Genomic DNA, 20,433 nt, shown 5'->3' on the forward strand with positions numbered 1-20,433 from the left:
GCTGGTCATCATCGTCCTGGGCGCGACTTGCATCATGCTCAGCGTTCTGGCTGCCATCTGGATATGCTTGGCCTTGTTGATGCCGTTACGCCGCGTCATGCGCGATATGCTGGCCCTGTCCGAGGGCACAGCGATTGAAGCCTTCGCCTGCGCCAGCCGCGCGGATGAAATCGGCGATATGGCCCGCGCGCTCCAACGCTTCGACGCCACGACCCGCCAGGCGCGCGAACTCACTGAACAGCGCGCGGCGGCGGAACATCAGGCGCATCTCGCCGAACAGGCTGCGGCGGCGGAATGCGCGCGCGTCAGGGCGGAGGCCGAGCGGCAGCATCTGGAGGAGATGTCGCGCGTCGCGGAGCAGCAGAAAAGAGGTCGAGGCCCTGCTTCATATTTTGAACCAGGAAATCGGCGACGTCACCGCGACCGTGGTCGGCGATATCGAAAGCGATCTGACGGCTTTGCAGAAGGCGGAGGCGGCGCTCCGGATGGCGACACAGGACATCAGTTCGGAAGCGGAGGAACTCTCGGCTTTCGCTGGAAAGCTGTCCCAGGACGCCAGCGCCAGCAATACCCAGGTCATCGAGGTCAAATCCGCGTCGCAGCAAGCCTGTCAGAACATATCCACCGCGCAAACCCGTATGGAAACCTCGCTTGCCGACGTCGCCATCATGCACAATTCGGTCACGCAGATGGTCGAGACTGCGCGCCGCATCGAGGAGATGCTGAACCTGATCGAGGATATCGCCGAGCAGACCAACCTGCTAGCGCTGAACGCGACGATCGAGGCGGCACGGGCTGGCGAGGCTGGCCGCGGCTTCGCTGTGGTCGCCAGCGAAGTCAAGGCGCTGGCTGGCAAAACTTCGAATGCCACCGCGTCGATCCGTACGCTTGTCGAAGATGTCGACAATACGACCAAGGGTACGCATGCCGCCATCGCAAATCTCTCAGAAACGGTCGACCAGGCTGCACGGATCATCCGCAACACCGCGGAGGTCCTGGATCAGCAAAACTGTAGTATGGACAGCGTCCAGGGTAATTCCTACAGGGTGGAGCAAAGCAGCAACCGCGCCCTCGAGCGCACCAATATCCTCCTGCAGCGCAACCGGCAAAACGAGAACCATTGTCAGCACTTATCCGATGCTACCACCAAGATTTATGACCGCCTCGGCAGCTTGCAGGGCGCTCTAAAGGAAATACTGGATAAAAGTACGCTCAATGCCGCATGATAATATATCGTGCTATGCTTGCTCAACATATCCAAGGAGGCATAACCTTGCGTGAGTTTTATATTTTACTACTATCGGTATTGACTCTTTTCCCATTCCAGACATGGGCAAAGGAGTACACAATCTATATTGTTACCGACTATGAACGTTCGCGCATGGCATTCGAACCCAATTACATCGTCATCAAACCTGGCGACAAGGTCACCTGGGTGAACAAGCTCGCAGAAACCCATAATGTCATGACCTACCCCGACGGCTTTCCCGAAGGTGCCGCTGGTTTCGCCAGCCCCTTCCTCGAGCAAGCCGGCCAACGCTGGTCGCATAGCTTCACCAAGGTCGGAACTTACGAATACCATTGCGTGCCGCACATGTTCATGGGCATGCGCGGCAAGGTGATTGTTGGCAGCCCGAGCAAGCCTGCCGCAATGCATAAGCCAAAACCCGAAGAAGTCGTCGCCTATCGTAATATTCTTCTAGAATATTTCGATGCCGATCAGATCGACGCCCAGATGTCGAAGCATAACCATTAGACCCTTCCCGTTTTGATTGGATCACTTTTGGTGAGGCAATCAAAAACGGACAAGAAGGGTCTACACAAAGAAGAAACAATCAAGATCTAGAGCTTGATGACTTTACATTGATCCATCCGTCATCGCGAGGAGCCGCAGGCGACGCGGCGATCCATGGAAATACTGGTGTTCCTGGATTGCTTCGGCAGCTTTGCCGCCTCGCAATAACGATTCCAGCAAATGTCATTACGCTCTAGAACTGCCCCTGCCAGCGCAGCTCAAGCTGCACGTCGCCGTCGCGCCGCCCCGGTGTATTCGGCTGGTCGGTCTGGTAGCGCAGTTCTCCGGCGATATCGCCCCAGCGGGTGGGGAAATTGGCCCCGAACTCGCCGATCCAGAGCCGTTCGGTATTCCGGCTGATGTGAAAGCCGGGCGTGTCGGTCACGTTGATGTTCGCGCGCCGAAGCGCTGCACTCAGGCGGTTGTTGCGCGGATCGGTTATGCTGGCGCTAAGGCTGTAAAGCTGGGAGTCGCCATCCAGGCTGAACCCGATCGGGCGGTCCTTGAAACTGTAGCCGTCCCGGTAGATGAAGTTCAGATACGTCACGCCCGGACTGCGGCCGTTCGGCGTATTCTCCCCGAAGTAGCGCACGCCGTAGGTGTCGGTCCACTCGATCCCCGCCGACCAGGTCCAGCCATCCAAGCCGCCGGACAGCCGCCCGCCGGCCAGATAGGAATAGACGTCCGGCAGAATGGCCGGACCGCCGCCGTCTTCCGCCAGCGCCTGCGCGTAGACCGTGCCGGTCATCGTGCGGCCGACCTCGCCGCCCCAGCGTGCATCGAAGGACACCAGCTGGTTGCCCGGCTGCTGTTGCGGATCGGACACATTCTCCGTGCCGGCCGCAATGAAGGACCGCGTGAAGGTGGAAAAGCTGCACGGCGCCCCGAACCGCACAGCTGCGCCGTGCGCGAGACTGCAAATTCGAACTGCGATACCGGCTTGAAGGCGAAGCGGAAACTGTGGACCAGCGGGTGTTCGAAATCCGTACGGTCGCCGTCCAGGCGGCCGACGAAAACTCGAAGCTCCACGGCCCGAGCCAGCGCAGCACCGGCACATCGAAGGCATAGGGCTGCATGCGCTTGATGCCGACCCTCTGGAATGGGCGTGTGCTGTTGGACAGCAGCAGCGCGCTCTCCTGGCCCGGCCCCCACCAGCTCTCGACGGTGCCGACATAGACGCCCCAGTTGCCGAAGCTATGGACGCCATAGACATCGTCGAAATGATAATCGACCCCCGACTGGCCATGGCGATAACCGACGCCATAGCTGACATAGCTGTTCTCGCTGAAGTTATGCTCGACCCGGACGCTGCCCTGCGCATCCTCGCGGTTGGTGTCCGCGAAGGTGCGCACCAGCTTCGAGTCCGTGCCTGCGCCCAGCTCTGCGCTCACCAGCGTCGATTGCTGGGCCAGATCCATATGGCGGCGTATGCGGTTGACCCGCACCACCAGATGCGGCGGCAGCTTGTCGATCTGCCAGCGCTCCGACAGGGCCGCGATCTGCCGCCAGGGCAGCGGCCAGCTGGTGATCGGCCCGCGAATCATGCCCGCGTCGGCCAGCGCCTCGATGTCCTCCCGCAGCTGCCGGTCGCCGACCTCTGCCCATGGCCTGGCGAGTGCTGGTGCGGCCAGCGTCAGGGTGGCAGTCGCCAGCAGGGTGGACAGGGCGCGGGATAGGCGGAGCGTCATCGGGGTCTCGTGTTTGAGGCATCCCAATGTGCTAACGGGCGGTGGTCCCCGGCGCAACAGAAGGTGCGGCCAAGTATCAGCGCCGGCCACGCCGATGCAGCAGACGTGGCGGCCGCTGGGCAAACGCCGGCTCCGGACGGTCCGCGAGCGCCAGACGCAGGGTGCCGGTCAACACGTCGGCATCGACCAGCCGCACGTCCAGACGCATGCCGACCGTATAGCGCACGCCCGTCGAGCGCCCTCGAGGCTCTGGGTCGCGTCATCGACGTGGAAGCGCTCGTCGCCCAGGGTCGAGATGGGCACAAGGCCGTCGCCGCCGCTCTCCACAAGTGCTACGAACAGGCCAAAGCGGGTCGCGCCAGTCACCCTGCCGGGCATGACGGCCCCGATGCGGCCGGACAAGTATTGCGCCACATAGCGATCGATGGTGTCGCGCTCGGCCATCATGGCCCGGCGTTCGGTCATGGAGATGTGATCCGCCGTTGCGCCGAGGCTGCGCAGGTCCTGGTCGCCAAGCCCGTCCTCGCCCAGATCGAGCGCGCGCACCAATGCCCGGTGCACCAGCAGGTCGGCGTAGCGGCGGATCGGCGAGGTGAAATGCGCATAGGACGCCAATGCCAGGCCAAAGTGGCCGACATTGTCGACCGAATAGACTGCCTGGGTCTGCGTGCGCAGGATCTGCTCGCTGATTTCTTCGACGGACTGGGAGCCAGCCGTCCGCCGGAGGATATCGTTGAACAGCGCCGGCCGCAGGACCTGACCGAGCGCCAGCGGCACACCCAGCGACTCAAGATAGGTCTTCAGCGCCATCACCTTCTCGCGCGGCGGCGCTTCATGGATACGGTAGACGCACGGGAACGCGGCCTGCTCCAGCGCCTTGGCGGCGCTGACATTGGCGGCGATCATGAAATCCTCGACCACCCGGTGCGCATCGAGCCGCTCGCGGCGGCGAACCCCGACCACCCGACCGTCTGCGTCCAGTTCGATGCGCTTCTCCGGCAGATCGAGGTCAAGCGGTTCGCGCCGCTGGCGCGCGGCATCGAGCGCGCGCCAAGCCCCCACAACGGCTCCAGGAGCGGCAGGGCATCGCCCGCCTGCGCGTCGATCACCGCCTGGGCGTTCTCGTAGGCGATGTTGGCGGCAAGCCGGATGCGGGCGCGCTCGAACCGGAAACCGGTCACTGCGCCGCGCGGCCCCACGCTCATGTGGCAGACCAGCGCCGCCTTGTCCGTGCCGGCTTTCAGCGAGCAGGCGTCCGCCGACAGCGCCTCGGGCAGCATCGGCACGACGCGATCCGGGAAATAGGCGGAGTTGCCGCGTCGGTGCGCCTCCCGGTCGATGGCGTCGCCGGGGCGGACATAGTAGCTCACGTCGGCGATGGCGACCGCAATGCGCCAGCCGCCACCCTCCACGGGTTCGGCCCAGATCGCGTCGTCATGGTCGCGCGCGTCCAGGGGATCGATGGCGACGAACGGCATGGCGGTCAGGTCGGCGCGTGCCCCAGCGGCCGCGTGGCGGCGCGCGCTGCCTCCGCAAGCGCCGCGTCGTCGAAGCGCGCCGGCAGGCCATGCTGCGATATCGCGATCAGCGACAGCGCGCGCGGACCGAACGGATCGCCCAGGCGCTCCAGCACCCGCACATTCTGCAAGCCAAGCGCCCTGTGGCGCGCCATCGGCTCGGCAGAGACCAGCTCGCCGACCCGTGCATCCCCGAGCATGTCTTCCGGGATGTTGAATTCCATGCGCAGTCGCTTGTCGGTCGGGATCAGCCGGAAGTACGCACCTTCCGCCTTGACGACCCCAGCACCAGTTCAGCCACGCGCTCAAGCCGCTTCAGCACCTGCGCACGCGCCCGGCCCGGCTGCCCGTCGATGCGCGCCATGAAACGGTCGCCCAGACCCAAAGCGGCAGTGCGCGGCCGGTGCTTCTGGCCAGGGTGCGGGCCCTCGCTCACCCGGATGCGCGGCGGTCGGTCCGGCCCCGCCCACTGCTCCGGCTCGGCATAGACGTCGCCGTCGCTGCGCACCTCGACCACCTTGAGCACGCCGACACGCGGCAGGCTGCCGGCAACGCCGTAGCTGCGCGCCGGACCGCGCTGCAGAGCCCCATCCGCCTCCATGTCCTTCAGCAGGGCGCGCAACGCACCGCGATCCCGCACGCCGAATGCTTTGGCGATATCGCGCTTGCCGACCGTGGCCGGCGCAGTCTCGATGAAGCGGCGGATCTGCTCGCGGTCGGGCAGCCCATCGGCCGAGGCGGCGATATCGGGCCGGCCCTGACCGCGCTTGCGGGTCATTTCGCCTTCGCCGCGCGTCCAGCTTTGGCCGTCTTGGGCTTGGTAGCCTTGGTCTTGGCGGCCGTGGGCTTGGTGGCCGTGGGCTTGGCGGCCTTGGCCGGTGTCTTCGCGGCGGCGGCCTTGGCGGGCTTTTCGCCGGCGCTTTCCTGGGCGCTGCACGCTTCACAGGCTTCTTGCCCCCACCCTTGGCAGCCCGATCGGCGATCAGCGCCAGCGCCTGCTCGAGCGTCACCGCCTCGGGCGACACATCCTTGGGCAGAGTGGCGTTGGTTGTGCCGTCGGTCACATAGGCACCGTAGCGGCCGTTCATCACTTTGATCGCCGCGCCCGCCTCGTTGGCGCCAGATCGCGCAGCGCCGACGGCCCGGCCCGGCCCGGCCGGTTCGCCTTGTCGGCAAGTGCTACGACCGCCTGGTTCATGCCGATCGTCAGTGCGTCCTCGGTTGACTTCAGCGACACATAGGCCCCGTCATGGGCGATGTACGGCCCGAAGCGGCCGATGCTGGCGGTGATCGGCTTGCCGGTTTCCGGATGCTGGCCGATGGTGCGCGGCAGGCTGAGCAGTCGCAGCGCCAGTTCCAGCGACAGCGCCTCGGCCGGCACATCGCGCGGCAGGGAGGCGCGCGGCGGCTTGGGCGCGCCCTTTTCCGCCGGGTCCTCGCCAAGCTGCACATAGCGGCCGAAGCGGCCGGTGCGCAGGGTAACCGGCAGGCCGGTCGCAGGGTCGGTCCCCAGCAGTTGCGGCCCATCGTTGGCAGCATCCGCCGTTGCGTCCTCGGCACCGAACGGGCGGGTATACTTGCACTCCGGATAGTTGGAGCAGCCGATGAAGGCACCAAACTTACCGGTTTTCAACGACAGCCGACCTTGCTGGCAAGTCGGGCACAGCCGTGGATCGCTGCCATCGGCGCGGGCCGGAAACAGCAACGGCTCGAGAAACCGGTCCAGCGCCTCGACGACGTCCGACGGGCGCTGATCGAGGATTTCCTTGGTCTTGGGCTGGAAATCGGCCCAGAAATCACGCAGTACCTGCTTCCACGCGAGGTCGCCGGCGGAAATGGCGTCCAGCTGGTTTTCCAGGTCGGCGGTGAAATCATAGCCGACATAGCGGGCGAAGAACTTTTCCAGAAACGCCGTCACCAGCCGCCCCTTGTCTTCCGGCAGGAAGCGGTTCTTGTCCATGCGCACATAGGCGCGGTCGCGCAGGGTCTGCAGGATCGAGGCATAGGTCGAGGGGCGACCGATGCCCAGCTCCTCGAGTTTCTTGACCAGCGAGGCCTCGGAATAGCGCGGCGGCGGCGTGGTGAAATGCTGGGTCGCCTCGACCGCCTGCGGGTCCGCCTTGCCGCCCTCGGTCAGCGGCGGCAGACGACGGTCCTCTTCGTCCGCGCTGTCGTCGACCCTCCTGATAGAGCGCCAGGAAGCCGGGGAACAGCACGACCTGCCCGGTTGCGCGCAGGCCGGTCTTGCCGTCGGCGGCTGCCAGGTCCGCCGTGGTCCGCTCCAGGCGGGCGCTGGCCATCTGCGAGGCCAGGGTCCGCTTCCAGATCAGCTCGTAGAGCTTCGCCTGCTCGGGCGACAGCGCGCGGCGCACGCTGTCCGGCCCACGGAACAGATCGGTGGGGCGGATCGCCTCGTGGGCTTCCTGGGCGTTCTTGGCCTTGGCGCTGTAGGCGCGCGGCTTGTCCGGCACATAGTCCGGGCCGTGCTCGCGCTCGATCAGGCGGCGCGCGGCGGCGATCGCTTCGCCGCTGATCTGGACGCCGTCCGTGCGCATGTAGGTGATGAGGCCAGTCGTCTCGCCGTCCAGCGTGACGCCCTCGTATAGCTGCTGAGCGATCCGCATGGTCTGGCTGGCGGTGAAGCCGAGCTTGCGGGCCGCTTCCTGCTGCAGGGTCGATGTCGTGAAGGGGGTGCCGGGTGGCGCTGGACCGGTTTTTCTCGACGCTGGCGATCGTGTAGCGACCGGCCGCGACATCCGCCTTGGCCGCCATGGCCGTGGCCTCGTCCGGCAGGTCGTACTGCCCGAGCTTGGCACCGCGCCACTGAACCAGGCGCGCGTCGAACACCTGGCCCTTCTCGTCGCGCATGCTGGCGCCGATCGTCCAGTACTCGCGCGCATGGAACCGCTCGATCTCGGTCTCGCGTTCGCAGATCAGACGCAGCGCAACCGACTGCACCCGCCCTGCCGACTTGGCACCCGGCAGCTTGCGCCACAGCACCGGCGACAGGGTGAAGCCGACCAGATAATCAAGCGCGCGCCGCGCGAGATAGGCGTCGATCAGATCGGCGTGCAGGTCACGCGGGCGGCCATCGCCTTGGTGACCGCCGACTTGGTGATCTCGTTGAAGGTCACGCGCTGCACGCCGCCCTTGGGCAGCGCTTTCCGGGCGCGCAGCACTTCCATCAGGTGCCAGGAAATCGCCTCGCCCTCGCGGTCAGGGTCGGTCGCGAGCACCAGGCGGTCGGCACCCTTGAGCGCGTCGACGATCGCTTTGACCTGCTTGCTCTTCTCCGCCTGCACCTCCCAGTGCATCTGGAAGTCGGCGTCCGGCTCGACCGAGCCGTCCTTGGGCGGCAGATCGCGCACATGGCCGTAGGAGGCGAGAACCGTATAGTTGCCGCCCAGATATTTGTTGATGGTCTTCGCCTTGGCCGGCGACTCGACGATCACAACGTCCATGCAGTCAGGCCTCGCCTCTCTGGCCGCATCCGGCCGAACGGGCGCGAGCGTTACTCGAAGCAAGCAGGCAAGCGCAATCCCCAGATTTCACAACGCTGGCGCAACAAGACTCACCCGATTGCCGGCATGCCGGACCAAACGGCCTGCCAATTCAAGCTCCAGCAGCGCAAAGCGACCTGCCCCGGCGGGACATGCGACCAACGGACCAGATCGTCGATCGGGACCGGCGTGACCGAAAGCAGGGCCAGAACCGCCGCGCGCGCCGCATCGTCCGGCTCGCCATCATCGCATGCTTCAGCCACAGTAAGCGGCGGCGGAGCATATGGGCCGGCAAGCGGTGCCAGACATTCCAGAACGTCCGCAGCGCTGGTCACGAGGGTCGCGCCGGTGCGGATCAGGTCGTTGCAGCCTTGCGCGCGCGGCTCCAGCGGCGAACCTGGCACCGCCATCACCTGCCGGCCCTGCTCCCCGGCCAGCCGCGCCGTAATCAGCGAGCCGGACTTGGGCGTCGCCTCCACCACGACCACCCCGAGCGACACCCCGGAGACGATACGGTTGCGCCGCGGGAAATGCCGTGCCTGCGGCTGCGCGCCCAGCGGTTGCTCCGACAGCACGACCCCTTGCTCGGCGATCGCCGCCTGCAGTGCGTGATTTTCGGGCGGATAGACGACATCTGCGCCCCTGCCACCACGCCGATGGTCCCTCCCGCGGGTGCTGCCAGCGCGCCCTTGTGCGCCGCGGTATCGATGCCGCGCGCAAGGCCGGAGACAACCGTGCAGCCGTGCGCCGCCAGATCGCGGGCGATCGTGCCGGCCAGACGCAGGCCGGCGGCGGAAGCATTGCGGGCGCCGACCATAGCGACAGCCTGCACCTGCAGCAGGGAGAGCCGGCCCAGCGCCAGCAGAACAGGCGGCGCGTCGTCGATCTGAGCCAGCAGACCAGGATACTCCGCCGTGTCGACGAACAGCCAGCGGCCGCCGAGCTTCAGGCCGGCCGCGAACTCGGCTTCCACGGCCTGCAGGCTGGCCAGGGTGAAACGCGAGGCACCGCCGCGCCGCGCAAGATCCGGCAGCCGCTCCAGCGCATGACGGGCACTGCCGAAGCGCGCCAGCAACTGCCGGTAAGTGACCGGGCCAACCGTCTCCGTGCGGATCAATCGCAGGCGCGCACGCTGCTCGTCATCTTGCAACATGCGAAGAACAGTGCAGGCGACTCGCGCCCGAAGTCAAACCGTCTGGTGCACGAGCGTCCTGAATCTGAAATCAGTTGCACCCAATATCATAGTGGAGCGAACTTCGATTCCACGACACAAGGGACTTGCACGCAGATCGACGCAGGTTCAGCGGCGCCGCAAGGCCTCGACAACGTCATCCCAGCTGAAGCGGGTCCGGGGCCGCATCCCCGGGTTCTGTTTTTCGCGCCGATCCGGGGTTCCGTGCCTGCGCGCAGGCGGGCGATGTTGGCGCTGTGTTTGAACCAGACCAGCGCCGCCATGACCACGCTTGCCGCCACCGCATCGGTACGGCCGAGCAGAGCCGTCACCACCGGCGGCACCAGAACGGCGACAAGCGCGGCGAGCGAGGAATAGCGGAACAGCCGCGCCACCAGCAGCCAGGCGAGTGCGACGCCGGCAAAGGCGACCGGCGACAGCGCCAGCATCACCCCGATGTAGGTGGCGACGCCCTTGCCGCCCTTGAACTTCAGCCAGACGGGGTAGAGATGCCCGAGGAAGGCCGCCACGCCGACCAGTGCCGACAGGCCCGGGGCATAGGCCAGCGCCAGCCACACGGGGACTGCGCCCTTCAGGGCGTCCAGCAGGAGGGTGGCCGCCGCCAGCCCCTTGTTGCCGGTGCGCAGCACATTGGTCGCCCGATATTGCCGGAGCCGATCGAACGGATGTCGCCCAGGCCAGCGGCCCGGGTGAGCAGCAAACCATAGGGCACAGTGCCGCTCAGATAGCCGGCCAGCAGCCAGAGGACGACACTGCCGCTACTCTCCAAGGCAAAACTCATTATCCAAAATCCCACATGTTTCGAAATCACTGCATAGCGCCCCAACTTGTCGACACGCAAGGAACGGCCTACAGACGCGGCGATGACATCGCCGCCCGACCGTTTCTGCATCGCCCTCGCGCAGATCAACCTCAGCGTGGGCGACTTTGCCGCCAATGCGGCCGCCATGCTGGCGATGCGCGCGCAGGCCCGCACGGCGGACGTCATCCTCTACCCGGAGCTGGCGCTGGTCGGCTATCCGCCGGAAGACCTGGTGATGAAGCCGGCGCTGCAGCAGGCCGCGGCGCGCGCGCTGGAGGAGCTGGCGCGGCAGACGGCGGACGGTGGCCCGGCAATGCTGGTCGGCACCTGCCATGTCGAAAACGGCAAGACCTACAATGCCGTCGCCCTGCTCGATGATGGCCGCGTACAGGCGATCACCCGCAAGCACGAGCTGCCCAATTACGGCGTGTTCGATGAGCCGCGCACCTTCGCGCAGGGCCGCTGCCCGGACCGCTGACCGTGCGCGGCGTGCGCATCGGCGTGCCGATCTGCGAGGATATCTGGCTGCCCGACGTCTGCGAATGCCTGGCCGAGACCGGCGCAGAGCTGCTGCTGGTGCCCAATGGCTCGCCGTTCGAGGTCGGCAAGGAGAACGCCCGCATGACGCACAGCGTCGCGCGCGTGGTCGAGACCGGCCTGCCGCTGGTCTACGTCAACCGGATCGGCGGGCAGGACGAGCTGGTGTTCGACGGCGGGTCCTACGTTCTGAATGCGGATGCGAACATGGCCGCCCGGCTGCCGCAGTGGCGTGCTGCACTGCAGCTGACCCACTGGCAGCGCGAGGACGGCCGCTGGGTCTGCGCGCGCAGCGAGATCGCCCGGAAGAAGACGACATCGCGGACATCTATCACGCCATGGTTCTTGGCCTGCGCGACTACGTGACCCGCAACCGCTTCCCCGGTGGTGCTCGGCATGTCAGGCGGGATCGACAGCGCACTCTCGGCCGCAGTCGCCGTCGATGCGCTGGGCCCGGACAAGCTGTGGTGCGTCATGCTGCCGTCCCGCTACACCTCGCAGGACAGTCTGGACGATGCAGCCGCCTGCGCCACGGCGCTCGGTGCACGACTCGACACCATCCCGATCGAACCGGCGGTCGCGGCCTTCGGGACGATGCTGGCACCGAGTTTCGCCGGCAGGGCGGCGGACTCGACGGAGGAGAACATCCAATCGCGGGTGCGTGGCCTGACCCTGATGGCGCTCTCCAACAAGTTCGGGCCGATGGTGCTGACCACCGGCAACAAGTCCGAGATGTCGGTCGGCTACGCGACCCTCTACGGCGACATGTGCGGCGGCTATTCGGTGCTGAAAGACGTCTACAAGACCACGGTCTATCGTCTGGCGGAATGGCGCAACGCGCAGGTGCCGGCGGGCGGACTCGGCCCCGCTGGCGTCGTGATCCCGGAGCGCATCCTCACCAAGGCCCCGACCGCCGAACTGCGCGCCAACCAGACCGACCAGGACAGCCTGCCGCCCTACGACGTGCTGGACGGCATCCTCAACGGTCTGGTCGAGGAAGAAGCCTCGGCCGCCGACCTGGTGGCGCGCGGCTACGATCCAGCGACCGTCAAGCGGGTCGAGCACCTGCTGTTCCTGGCCGAATACAAGCGCCGGCAGGCACCGCCTGGTGTCAAGATCGGCAAGCGCAACTTCGGCCGCGACCGTCGCTACCCGATCACCAATGCCTTTCGCAGCGGGTAATCAAAGCCCAAGCAGCCGGAACGCCAGAACCATCTGGCAGCCGAAGCCGGCAAGAAATACCAGCGTCCTGATTACCGGAAGCGCGAGCGTGTAAATAATATAATGCGCCAGCCGGAGGCCGAAATAAGCGGCGCACGCCGTTGCCGTCGCCGGGGTGCCCAAATGAAGATAATCCACCATAATCGCCAACGGCGCAAAGACGACAAGATTCTCAACCGCATTGTAGTGCGCTTTCTTGGCCCGTAGGGCCCATGCGGCTTCATGTGGATGCGCGCCGGTCGGGTCCCAGATCGCTTTGACCGGTCCTAACTGCACGATTAATTGAAGGATATACGGAACCCACAGCAAAGCGGTTAAAATGATCGTGGCGGTCAGCCAGAATAACTCAGGGTGGTCGGCCTGCATGCGTCGCTCCTATGGAACAGATGGTCGAACCGGTGTAACCGCTTAATATATCTTTCGGAAGTACGCATTAATAATGCCAATACAGGCACATTGTATACTATTGAGGCAATTGTATGCGAAAACAGCGCCACGACATTGAAAATGTTTCATTTTGCCCCATGGAATGCACGCTCGACGTCATGGGAGGTAAATGGAAAAGCGTCATATTGTACCGGTTGTTGGATGGCCCTAAACGCTTCGGCGAGCTTGGCCGACTGCTCTGCAACATCACCCAGCGCACACTGACGCAACAGCTTCGCGAACTGGAAGCGGACGGACTCGTTATAAGAACGGTTTACCCTGAAGTTCCACCGCGCGTCGATTACCGGCTCTCGGCCCTTGGCCTCTCCCTTGAGCCTATCCTGACCAGCTTGCTCGAATGGGGTCGCGCTTATCTGGTCGCGCCGCCGCAAGCGTCGATGAAAGTCCAGGACGGTGCCCGCCTGTAGTGTCTCAGTTTGAAAAGTCCGCTCGTGGTGAGCTGGACGAACCACGAGCCGCTCAGCCCTTCTGTCCAAGCTCAGGGTGAGCGGCAAAATTTCAAACTGAGACACTACTAGCGCACCAGCAAGCTTGACCCTGCGGCGTCTCCGCCGCAAGGAAACGCATTGATCCATCACAGCAGGCCTGCATGACCCCCGCGTACGTTTTGCCCCTTCACCAACCGGCCGACTGCATGTCGGCAATCTGCGCACTGCGATCGTCAACTGGCTGTTCGCCCAGTCGACCGGCGGCCAGTTCATCCTGCGCCTCGACGATACCGACGTGGCGCGCTCGAGCGAGGAGTCGGCGCAGTCGATCCGCGACGACCTCGCCTGGCTGGGCTTCGCGGTCGCGGAGGAGCACCGGCAGTCGGCCCGCTTCGACGCCTATGAGCGTGCGCATGCGCGGCTGGTCGCAAGCGGCCGGCTCTACCCCTGCTATGAGACGGCGCACGAGCTGGACCTGAAGCGCAAGGTGCAGCTCTCGCGCGGCCTGCCGCCCGTCTACGACCGCGCGGCGCTGAACCTGTCCGCCGAGGAGCGCGCGGCGCTGGAAGCGCAGGGCGTGCAGCCGCACTGGCGTTTCAAGCTTGATACCCAGAGCCGTATCGAGTTTGACGACCTGATTCAGGGCCACATCTCCATGGACCCCGCCTCCGTCTCCGATCCGGTGGTGCGGCGCGCGGACGGCTCCTGGCTGTACATGCTGCCCTCCGTCATCGACGACATCGACATGGGCATCACGCATATCGTGCGCGGGCAGGACCATCTGACCAACACCGCTGTCCAGACCCAGATGTTCGCCGCACTCGGAGCCCCTGCCCCACTTTCGCGCATCTTGCGCTCCTGTCCCTGCGCGACCAGGCGCTCTCCAAGCGGCTCGGCTCGGCCGGGGTGGAACATTATCGTTCGCTCGGGGTCGAGCCGATCGCGCTCATCGCCTACCTTGGCCGGCTCGGCACCTCCGACCCGATCGAGCCGGTGACCAGCGCTTTGCCCCTGATCGCAAGCTTCGACTGGGGCAAGTTCAACAAGGCCAACGCCCTCTTTGACGAGTCTGAACTGGTCCTGCTCAACACCAAGATCATCCACCACATGCCGTTCGACGCCGTGACGTCGCGCCTGCCCGGCGGCATGACCGCCGCCGACTGGGAGGCGCTGCGCGGCAATATCGAGCGGATCGACGCCATCGACGGCTGGTGGCAGGTTGTCAGCGGCGACATCGCGCCGGTCGTGGAAGACCCGGCATTCGTCGCAACGGCGCGCGCGGCGCTTGCCGAACTGCCGTGGAGCGACGATATCTGGACCGCGTGGACCAATGCCCTCAAGGACGCAACCGGCCGTAAAGGCAAGGCCCTGTTCATGCCCTTGCGGCTGGCCCTGACCGGGCAGCCGCATGGCCCGGAAATGGGGCCCTTGCTGGCGCGGATGGGGCGGGAGCGCGCGTTGGCTAGACTGGAGACCTGAGCCATGCGCCGGCCCAAACATATTCCCTCCGCCTACGACCGGGCCCGCACCACGCCGATTCCCCAGACAGTATGAGCGCTTCGCCCGCGATCTCGACGAAGTGGTTGGAGAAAACCTTCGCGCGGCGCACCCTTGGCAGCCAGATCGTGATCTATGGCCTCAGCATCGTCATGGTGCTGATCGTATTCGGGCTGTTCTACCTGTCCGAGGAAGTGCTGCCGCGCGAGCCGCTGCCGCAGGTCCGCCGCGAAGTCACCAAGGACTTCGAGAACGGCGGCCTGATCTATGTCACGCCCTACGAGACAGCAGACGAAGCCGAAAAATCGCAATGAAAGAAACCTGCGCACGCATAAAACTTCCTCCCCATCGGGGAGGGGACCACCCGTCAGGGTGGCGGAGGGGCGACGGATGCTTGGCGTTTTTGGCACCTTCGCCCGTCTTTCAGACGGGCACCTCCCTGACAGGGAAGAATTTTGCTGTCGCGCACAGCTCTCATGAAACCGGCCTTCATTCTCGTGCGCCCGCAACTGGGTGAAAACATCGGCATGGTCGCGCGCGCCATGTGGAATTTCGGGCTGGACGATTTGCGTCTGGTCGCGCCGCGCGACGGCTGGCCAAACCCTGCCGCCGGGCCAGCCGCCTCCGGCGCCGATCGGCTGCTGGACGAAGCACGGGTGTTTCCGGACCTGCCATCCGCCATCGCGGATTGCCACCGGGTCTATGCGACGACGGTGCGCCCGCGCGGCATGATGAAAGAAACGGTGACGGCGCGCTTCGCCGCCGTGCAGAGCCATGAGCTTGACGCACAGGGCCTGCGGGCCGCCTATCTGTTCGGGCCGGAGCGTGCAGGCCTCGAGACGGAGGATGTCGCCCACGCGGACCAGATCCTCACCATACCTGTCAATCCTGACTTCAGTTCGCTCAATCTCGCGCAGGCGGCGGTCCTGTGCGCCTACGAATGGTTCCAGCATGTGGACGAGACGCCGGATGCCATTCTTGGCGGCGACCATGGCGGTCCGGCGTCGCGGGAAGCGCTCGACGGATTGGTCGGCCATCTGGACGCGGAGTTGACGGCGCGGAATTATTTTCGCCCCAGCCACCGCGCCGCCGTCATGCGGCAGACCCTGCGCGGCATGCTGCAACGTCCCGGCTTCACGGAGCAGGAAGTGCGCACGCTGCGCGGCGTCGTGCGCGCGCTCTGCCAGCTCCCGAACGGCATCGCCCTGCCCCGCCGTTCGCGGGACTGAAAACTGAAAAATATTGTCGCCACGGCAGAAACGGCCTGTCGCGGTATAAGGCCCTGATTTTGCGCCTGCGAATGCTTAACACTGAGTTGCCGCATCGGCTATCCCGTGGCACAATATTATGACGTTGTGACTGGGCGGTCAGGCGTCAGCTTCCTTCGAAGGGGATCTTCATGCTGATGAGCCTCCATGCTCGTTTTTCCATAACCCTGTTACGTGGATTGGCCGTCGCCGGAGCCGTCGTCCTGCTGGCGTCCTGCAGCAAGCCGGAGGCGCAGGTACGCCCCGAAACTTCCGGTTTCGGTTGCTGCCGATCGTCAAGGAAGTGCAGGAGTGGGACGAGTATACCGGCCGCTTCGAAGCTTATGATTTCGTGGAAGTCCGCTCGCGGGTGAATGGCTATCTTCAGTCGATCCATTTCACCGATGGCGATATCGTCGAGAAGGGCCAGTTGCTGTTCCAGATCGACCCGCGCCCGTTCCAGGTGGCACTCGATCAGGCGAAAGCCCGACTCACCAGCGCGCTCAGCGCGCAGGAATTTGCAAAAGATCTGGAACGCGCACGAGAATTGCTGCAGCGCGAAAATATCCCGGAGAGGGTTTTCGACCAGCGGCAGGACTCGCTCAAAACGCCCAGGCCAGCGTGCGGTCCGCTGAAGCCGACGTCCATCAGGCGGAGCTGAACCTCGGCTACACCCGTATCACCGCACCGATTGCCGGCCGCGCGAGCGCGCGCTTCGTCTCGGTCGGCAACCTTGTCAGCGGCGATAGCGCGCAGGCGCAGACCCTGACCACAATCGCGACCTTGCGGCCGATCCGGTTCATCTTCGATGCCGATGAAGCCGCCTACCTGCGCTACGTCCGTCTTGCGCAAGCAGGCGAGCGGCCCTCCGGGCGCACGGTCCAACATCCGGTTCTGGTGCAGTTGCAGGGCGAGAACGACTATTCGCACAAGGGCAATCTTGACTTTGTCGATAACCGCATCGACCCGCAGACTGGCAGCATCCGTGGCCGCGCGGTGCTGCAGAACGACGACCTGCTGCTCCTGCCGGGCATGTTCGGGCGTCTGCGCCTGCTGGGGCGGCCGAAATACGACGCGATCCTCATCCCGGACGAGGCGATCGGTACCGACCAGTCGCAACGGGTGGTCTTTGTGGTGCAGCCGGACCAGTCGATCCAGCCGCAGCCGGTGACGCTCGGCCCGATTATCGACGGCCTGCGCGTTGTGCGCACCGGCCTCAAGCCGGACCAGAAGATCGTCATCAACGGTCTGATGCGCCTGCGGCCCGGCCTGTCCGTGGAACCACAGGAGACGCAGATCGCACAGCCCAAGCCCGTTGACACCCGGAAGGCTGGCTGAACCATGAAGCTTGGACACTTCTTTACCGACCGTCCGATCTTCGCGGCGGCGCTGGCCATCGTCATCATGGTGATCGGCGGCATCGCCTACACGGCGCTGCCGGTCTCGCAATACCGGACATCGCACCGCCGACCATCCAGGTGACGGCGCAGTATCCAGGCGCCACGGCCCAGACCATCGCCGAGACGGTGGCGACACCGATTGAGCAGGAAGTCAACGGCATCGAGAACATGTCCTACATGTACTCGAATTCGACCGCCGACGGCCGGATGAACCTGACCATCACCTTCAAGCCGGGGACCAACCTCGATACCGCGCAGGTGCTGGTGCAGAATCGCGTATCGATCGCCCAGCCGCGCCTGCCGGAGGAAGTCCGGCGCTTCGGCATCGTAACCCAGAAGGTGTCGCCGGACATCATGATGGTGATTCACCTGATCTCGCCCGACAAGTCGCGCGATCAGGTCTACATCACCAACTACGCGCTGCTGCAGATCAAGGATGTGCTGTCGCGCATCGACGGGGTCGGCGACGTGCGCCTGTTCGGCGCGCGCGAATACGCCATGCGCATCTGGCTCGATCCGGACCGCGTCGCCGCCGTGGACATGACCGCCGACGAAGTGGTCGACGCCCTGCGCGCGCAGAACGTTCAGGTCGCGGGCGGCGCACTCGGCGCACCGCCGATCACAACCAACGCCGCCTTCCAGTACAACTTGACCCTCAAGGGCCGCCTCAAGCAACCGGATGAGTTCGGCGACATCGTCGTCAAAACCGGCGCGGATGGCCGCTTCACGCGGCTGCGGGATGTCGCGCGCGTGGAGCTTGGCGCATCGGACTACACCACCAATTCGTACCTGGACGGGCAGACGGCCGTCGCGATGGTGATGTCGCAGCGCCCTGGCGCCAATGCTCTCGCGACTGCGGAGCAGGTGATCCAGACCATCGCGGAAATGCAGAAAACCTTTCCGCCGGGTCTTGAATACAAAATCGTCTATAACCCGACCCACTTCATTCAGGAATCCGTGGACGAGGTCATCAAGACGATCTGGGAAGCCATTATTCTCGTTGTCATTGTCGTCATCGTGTTCCTGCAGACCTGGCGCGCCTCGATTGTACCGATCATCACCATTCCGGTCTCGCTCATCGGCACATTCGCCGTCATGCTGGCGTTCGGCTTCAGCCTGAACAACCTGACGCTGTTCGGACTGGTGCTGGCGATCGGGATCGTCGTCGACGACGCCATCGTCGTGGTCGAGAACGTCGAACGGAACCTGCGCCTGGGCATGAGCCCGCGTGAGGCGACGCTGCGAACCATGGATGAGGTCGGCGGCGCGCTGATCTCGATCGGCCTGGTTCTCGGCGCGGTGTTCGTACCCACAGCATTCATCCCCGGCATCACCGGCGAATTCTATCGCCAGTTCGCCCTGACCATTGCGGTCGCCACCGCGATCTCGGTGTTCAATTCCTTCACCCTGTCGCCGGCGCTCGCGCGCATCCTTCTGAAAACGCACAAGAACCACGAAGATGGCCGCAAGCATAACCTGCTGGAGCGCCTGGTCTTCGATCCGTTCAATCGCGGCTTCGATACGCTGGCGACGGCCTATGGCCGCATCGTCTGCCGGATGACGGTGCGGCCCTGGATCTGGGTTGGCGTGTATGTGGTCCTGATCGGCCTGACCGGCTTCATGTTCAGTCGGGTGCCGGGCGGATTCATTCCGCAGCAGGACCAGGGCTACCTGATCGTTGCCTATCAGTTGCCGCCCGGCGCCTCGCTGGAGCGCACGGACGCCACCATCAAGAAGGCGGAGCAGATCATCAAAACGGTAAAGGGTACGCGCTTTGCCGTGTCTTTCGCCGGCTTCTCCGGCGCGACCCGCACCCAGTCCTCCAACGCCGGCGCCACCTTCGTCGGCCTGCTACCCCAAACCAGCGGCCGGGGCGCTCCATGCCGCAAATCCTCGGCGAACTGCAGCAAAAGCTCGGCGCGATCCAGGATGGCTTCATCATCGTGCTGGCGCCGCCTCCGGTGCAGGGTCTCGGCACATCGGGCGGGTTCACCATGCGCATCGAGGATCGCGGCGGCGTTGGCACCCAGGCGCTGTCTCAGGCCACGTACGCGCTGTTAGGGGCCGCAAGCCAGGACAAGCGCCTGTTCGGCGTATTCACGCCGTTCGACGCCAGCACGCCCCAACTGTATGTCGACATCGACCGCACCAAGGCGGAAATCCTGCGTGTGCCGGTCGAGCGGGTGTTCCGCACGCTCGAGGTGTATCTGGGGTCCGCCTACGTCAACGACTTCAACCTGTTCAGCCGCACCTACCGGGTGACGGCGCAGGCGGACGCCCGTTCCGGGCGACGCAGGATGATGTCGCCCGGCTACGGACCCGCTCCGACACCGGCGGGATCGTTCCGCTCGGCACCTTCGTCGATTTCCGCTGGGAGACCGGACCGGATCGTTTCCCGCGCTACAATATCTATCCAACCGCTGAACTGCAGGGAAACACCGCCCCTGGCGTTTCTTCCGGCCAGGCGATCGCCATCATGGAGGAGCTTGCCGCCAAGGTGCTTCCGAACGGTATCGGCTACGAATGGACCGAGCTGAGCTACGAGCAGAAGCGCGCCGGCAACACCGCCGCCTACATCTTCCTGCTCTGTGTCCTGTTCGTCTTCCTTGTGCTGGCGGCGTCCTATGAAAGCTGGGTACTGCCGTTCGTCATCATCCTGATCGTGCCGATGTGCCTGCTTGCCGCCATCACCGGCGTCTGGGCGCGCGGCCTGGACAACAACATCCTCACCCAGGTCGGGTTCATCGTTCTGGTGGGCCTGGCCTGCAAGAACGCGATCCTGATCGTCGAGTTCGCGCGCGACCAGGAGCATATCGGCAAAACCCGGTGGATGCCGTCATCGAGGCCTGCCGCCTGCGCCTGCGCCCGATCCTGATGACATCGTTCGCGTTCATCCTCGGCGTGGTGCCGCTTGTGATCGCCAGCGGCGCTGGCCACGAGATGCGCCAGGCGCTGGGCACCGCCGTATTCTTCGGCATGCTCGGCGTCACCTTCTTCGGGCTGCTGTTCACGCCGGTCTTCTATGTCGTCATGCGGCGGCTGACCGGCAACAAGCCGCTGAAGCAGACGCATCATGTCCAGGACGCGACACACCTGCCGGGAGCGACCACCCCGGCCGAATGACCCAGGGCGTCCCTGGCAGTGATTGCTGCACCATGCCCG

At 65.0% G+C, this 20,433-nt stretch carries 18 protein-coding genes and 8 pseudogenes; 11 read left to right on the forward strand and 15 right to left on the reverse strand.

Annotated features, from left to right (window positions below):
- Positions 1-85: 85 nt before the first annotated feature.
- Positions 86-331: a hypothetical protein gene (locus E6W36_RS17100; RefSeq protein ID WP_246047886.1), complete on the reverse strand. Its 246-nt coding sequence runs from the start codon at positions 329-331 to the stop codon at positions 86-88.
- 61 nt (positions 332-392) lie between these two features.
- On the opposite strand from E6W36_RS17100, the gene E6W36_RS00370 reads away from it, so the two are divergent.
- Both E6W36_RS00370 and E6W36_RS00375 read left to right on the forward strand, forming a co-directional pair.
- Entirely contained in the window at positions 393-1,226 is an 834-nt protein-coding gene (locus E6W36_RS00370) for a methyl-accepting chemotaxis protein (protein WP_246047888.1), read from the forward strand.
- A 47-nt stretch (positions 1,227-1,273) separates the two neighbouring features.
- On the forward strand, positions 1,274-1,756 hold the full coding sequence (locus E6W36_RS00375; protein ID WP_222873371.1) for a plastocyanin/azurin family copper-binding protein: 483 nt from the start codon (positions 1,274-1,276) through the stop codon (positions 1,754-1,756).
- Positions 1,757-1,988: 232 nt separating this feature from the next.
- Here the strand turns inward: E6W36_RS00375 and E6W36_RS22595 are convergent.
- A pseudogene (locus tag E6W36_RS22595) lies at positions 1,989-3,186 on the reverse strand (capsule assembly Wzi family protein).
- On the opposite strand from E6W36_RS22595, the gene E6W36_RS00385 reads away from it, so the two are divergent.
- A complete protein-coding gene (locus E6W36_RS00385; protein ID WP_222873399.1) occupies positions 3,088-3,471 on the forward strand; it encodes a hypothetical protein in 384 nt (127 codons plus the stop codon). The pseudogene E6W36_RS22595 and the gene E6W36_RS00385 overlap by 99 nt on opposite strands.
- Before the next feature lie 88 nt (positions 3,472-3,559).
- Here E6W36_RS00385 and E6W36_RS20015 read toward each other — a convergent pair whose 3' ends face one another.
- From E6W36_RS20015 to plsY, 12 genes and pseudogenes are all read right to left on the reverse strand, one after another.
- Positions 3,560-3,691 carry a hypothetical protein gene (locus E6W36_RS20015; protein ID WP_281277392.1) on the reverse strand — a complete coding sequence of 44 codons (132 nt, stop codon included), beginning with the start codon at positions 3,689-3,691 and terminating at the stop codon, positions 3,560-3,562.
- A complete protein-coding gene (locus E6W36_RS20020) occupies positions 3,652-4,485 on the reverse strand; it encodes an RNB domain-containing ribonuclease (RefSeq protein ID WP_281277576.1) in 834 nt (277 codons plus the stop codon). The genes E6W36_RS20015 and E6W36_RS20020 overlap by 40 nt, the downstream gene beginning before the upstream one ends.
- Positions 4,386-4,961, reverse strand: a complete 576-nt coding sequence (locus tag E6W36_RS00395) for an RNB domain-containing ribonuclease (protein WP_222873401.1) — start codon at positions 4,959-4,961, stop codon at positions 4,386-4,388. Before E6W36_RS00395 ends, E6W36_RS20020 begins: the two co-directional genes overlap by 100 nt.
- Positions 4,962-4,966: 5 nt before the next feature.
- On the reverse strand, positions 4,967-5,224 hold the full coding sequence (locus tag E6W36_RS00400) for a hypothetical protein (RefSeq protein ID WP_222873402.1): 258 nt from the start codon (positions 5,222-5,224) through the stop codon (positions 4,967-4,969).
- A 23-nt stretch (positions 5,225-5,247) separates the two neighbouring features.
- Positions 5,248-5,778: a hypothetical protein gene (locus E6W36_RS00405; protein ID WP_222873403.1), complete on the reverse strand. Its 531-nt coding sequence runs from the start codon at positions 5,776-5,778 to the stop codon at positions 5,248-5,250.
- Positions 5,779-6,007: 229 nt separating this feature from the next.
- Positions 6,008-6,088: pseudogene (locus E6W36_RS22600) on the reverse strand (topoisomerase C-terminal repeat-containing protein); the annotation flags it as partial.
- The gene (locus E6W36_RS22605; RefSeq protein ID WP_425459748.1) at positions 6,088-7,188 is read right to left on the reverse strand and encodes a DNA topoisomerase; all 1,101 of its coding nucleotides are present in this window, start codon (positions 7,186-7,188) and stop codon (positions 6,088-6,090) included. The gene E6W36_RS22605 and the pseudogene E6W36_RS22600, both read right to left, overlap by 1 nt.
- A gap of 40 nt (positions 7,189-7,228) precedes the next feature.
- Positions 7,229-8,075: pseudogene (locus E6W36_RS22610) on the reverse strand (DNA topoisomerase); the annotation flags it as partial.
- Complete coding sequence (locus E6W36_RS22615; RefSeq protein ID WP_425459658.1) at positions 8,060-8,461, reverse strand: toprim domain-containing protein; 402 nt, start codon at positions 8,459-8,461, stop codon at positions 8,060-8,062. The gene E6W36_RS22615 and the pseudogene E6W36_RS22610, both read right to left, overlap by 16 nt.
- 110 nt (positions 8,462-8,571) lie before the next feature.
- Entirely contained in the window at positions 8,572-8,835 is a 264-nt protein-coding gene (locus tag E6W36_RS22620; protein WP_484103601.1) for a DprA-like winged helix domain-containing protein, read from the reverse strand.
- A gap of 27 nt (positions 8,836-8,862) precedes the next feature.
- A pseudogene (gene dprA, locus E6W36_RS00415) lies at positions 8,863-9,653 on the reverse strand (DNA-processing protein DprA); the annotation flags it as partial.
- Between the two features lie 86 nt (positions 9,654-9,739).
- Positions 9,740-10,641 (reverse strand): annotated as a pseudogene (plsY, locus tag E6W36_RS23895) (glycerol-3-phosphate 1-O-acyltransferase PlsY).
- Here plsY and E6W36_RS00425 point away from each other — a divergent pair.
- A pseudogene (locus E6W36_RS00425) lies at positions 10,556-12,213 on the forward strand (NAD+ synthase). The pseudogenes plsY and E6W36_RS00425 overlap by 86 nt on opposite strands.
- Here the strand turns inward: E6W36_RS00425 and E6W36_RS00430 are convergent.
- The gene (locus tag E6W36_RS00430) at positions 12,214-12,618 is read right to left on the reverse strand and encodes an MAPEG family protein (RefSeq protein WP_222873404.1); all 405 of its coding nucleotides are present in this window, start codon (positions 12,616-12,618) and stop codon (positions 12,214-12,216) included.
- 113 nt (positions 12,619-12,731) lie between these two features.
- Between E6W36_RS00430 and E6W36_RS00435 the strand changes: the two genes are divergently transcribed.
- From E6W36_RS00435 to E6W36_RS22625, 7 genes and pseudogenes are all read left to right on the forward strand, one after another.
- Entirely contained in the window at positions 12,732-13,106 is a 375-nt protein-coding gene (locus tag E6W36_RS00435; RefSeq protein WP_222873405.1) for a winged helix-turn-helix transcriptional regulator, read from the forward strand.
- 178 nt (positions 13,107-13,284) lie between these two features.
- Positions 13,285-14,606: pseudogene (gene gltX / locus E6W36_RS00440) on the forward strand (glutamate--tRNA ligase).
- 71 nt (positions 14,607-14,677) lie between these two features.
- A complete protein-coding gene (locus E6W36_RS00445) occupies positions 14,678-14,938 on the forward strand; it encodes a hypothetical protein (protein ID WP_222873406.1) in 261 nt (86 codons plus the stop codon).
- Between the two features lie 162 nt (positions 14,939-15,100).
- Positions 15,101-15,853 carry an RNA methyltransferase gene (locus tag E6W36_RS00450; RefSeq protein ID WP_222873407.1) on the forward strand — a complete coding sequence of 251 codons (753 nt, stop codon included), beginning with the start codon at positions 15,101-15,103 and terminating at the stop codon, positions 15,851-15,853.
- Positions 15,854-16,154: 301 nt separating this feature from the next.
- Complete coding sequence (locus E6W36_RS00455) at positions 16,155-16,532, forward strand: efflux RND transporter periplasmic adaptor subunit (RefSeq protein WP_222873408.1); 378 nt, start codon at positions 16,155-16,157, stop codon at positions 16,530-16,532.
- On the forward strand, positions 16,493-17,209 hold the full coding sequence (locus tag E6W36_RS00460; RefSeq protein ID WP_222873409.1) for an efflux RND transporter periplasmic adaptor subunit: 717 nt from the start codon (positions 16,493-16,495) through the stop codon (positions 17,207-17,209). The genes E6W36_RS00455 and E6W36_RS00460 overlap by 40 nt, the downstream gene beginning before the upstream one ends.
- A gap of 3 nt (positions 17,210-17,212) precedes the next feature.
- Positions 17,213-20,394 (forward strand): annotated as a pseudogene (locus tag E6W36_RS22625) (efflux RND transporter permease subunit).
- Positions 20,395-20,433 lie beyond the last annotated feature (39 nt).

Source organism: Hankyongella ginsenosidimutans, from assembly GCF_005144965.1.
GTDB classification, from domain to species: domain Bacteria; phylum Pseudomonadota; class Alphaproteobacteria; order Sphingomonadales; family Sphingomonadaceae; genus Hankyongella; species Hankyongella ginsenosidimutans.

What these genes read in the sequence shown, in the direction of transcription:
- E6W36_RS17100 (WP_246047886.1), bottom strand. Translation starts at nt 331, where the DNA reads ATGCTGCCGCTCGGCCTCCGCCCTGACGCGCGCGCATTCCGCCGCCGC.
- E6W36_RS00385 (WP_222873399.1), top strand. Translation starts at nt 3,088, where the DNA reads ATGCTCGACCCGGACGCTGCCCTGCGCATCCTCGCGGTTGGTGTCCGC.
- E6W36_RS20015 (WP_281277392.1), bottom strand. Translation starts at nt 3,691, where the DNA reads ATGCGTCTGGACGTGCGGCTGGTCGATGCCGACGTGTTGACCGGCACC.
- E6W36_RS00395 (WP_222873401.1), bottom strand. Translation starts at nt 4,961, where the DNA reads ATGCCGTTCGTCGCCATCGATCCCCTGGACGCGCGCGACCATGACGAC.
- E6W36_RS00400 (WP_222873402.1), bottom strand. Translation starts at nt 5,224, where the DNA reads ATGGAATTCAACATCCCGGAAGACATGCTCGGGGATGCACGGGTCGGC.
- E6W36_RS00405 (WP_222873403.1), bottom strand. Translation starts at nt 5,778, where the DNA reads ATGACCCGCAAGCGCGGTCAGGGCCGGCCCGATATCGCCGCCTCGGCC.
- E6W36_RS22615 (WP_425459658.1), bottom strand. Translation starts at nt 8,461, where the DNA reads ATGGACGTTGTGATCGTCGAGTCGCCGGCCAAGGCGAAGACCATCAAC.
- E6W36_RS00430 (WP_222873404.1), bottom strand. Translation starts at nt 12,618, where the DNA reads ATGCAGGCCGACCACCCTGAGTTATTCTGGCTGACCGCCACGATCATT.
- E6W36_RS00435 (WP_222873405.1), top strand. Translation starts at nt 12,732, where the DNA reads ATGCGAAAACAGCGCCACGACATTGAAAATGTTTCATTTTGCCCCATG.
- E6W36_RS00445 (WP_222873406.1), top strand. Translation starts at nt 14,678, where the DNA reads ATGAGCGCTTCGCCCGCGATCTCGACGAAGTGGTTGGAGAAAACCTTC.
- E6W36_RS00450 (WP_222873407.1), top strand. Translation starts at nt 15,101, where the DNA reads ATGAAACCGGCCTTCATTCTCGTGCGCCCGCAACTGGGTGAAAACATC.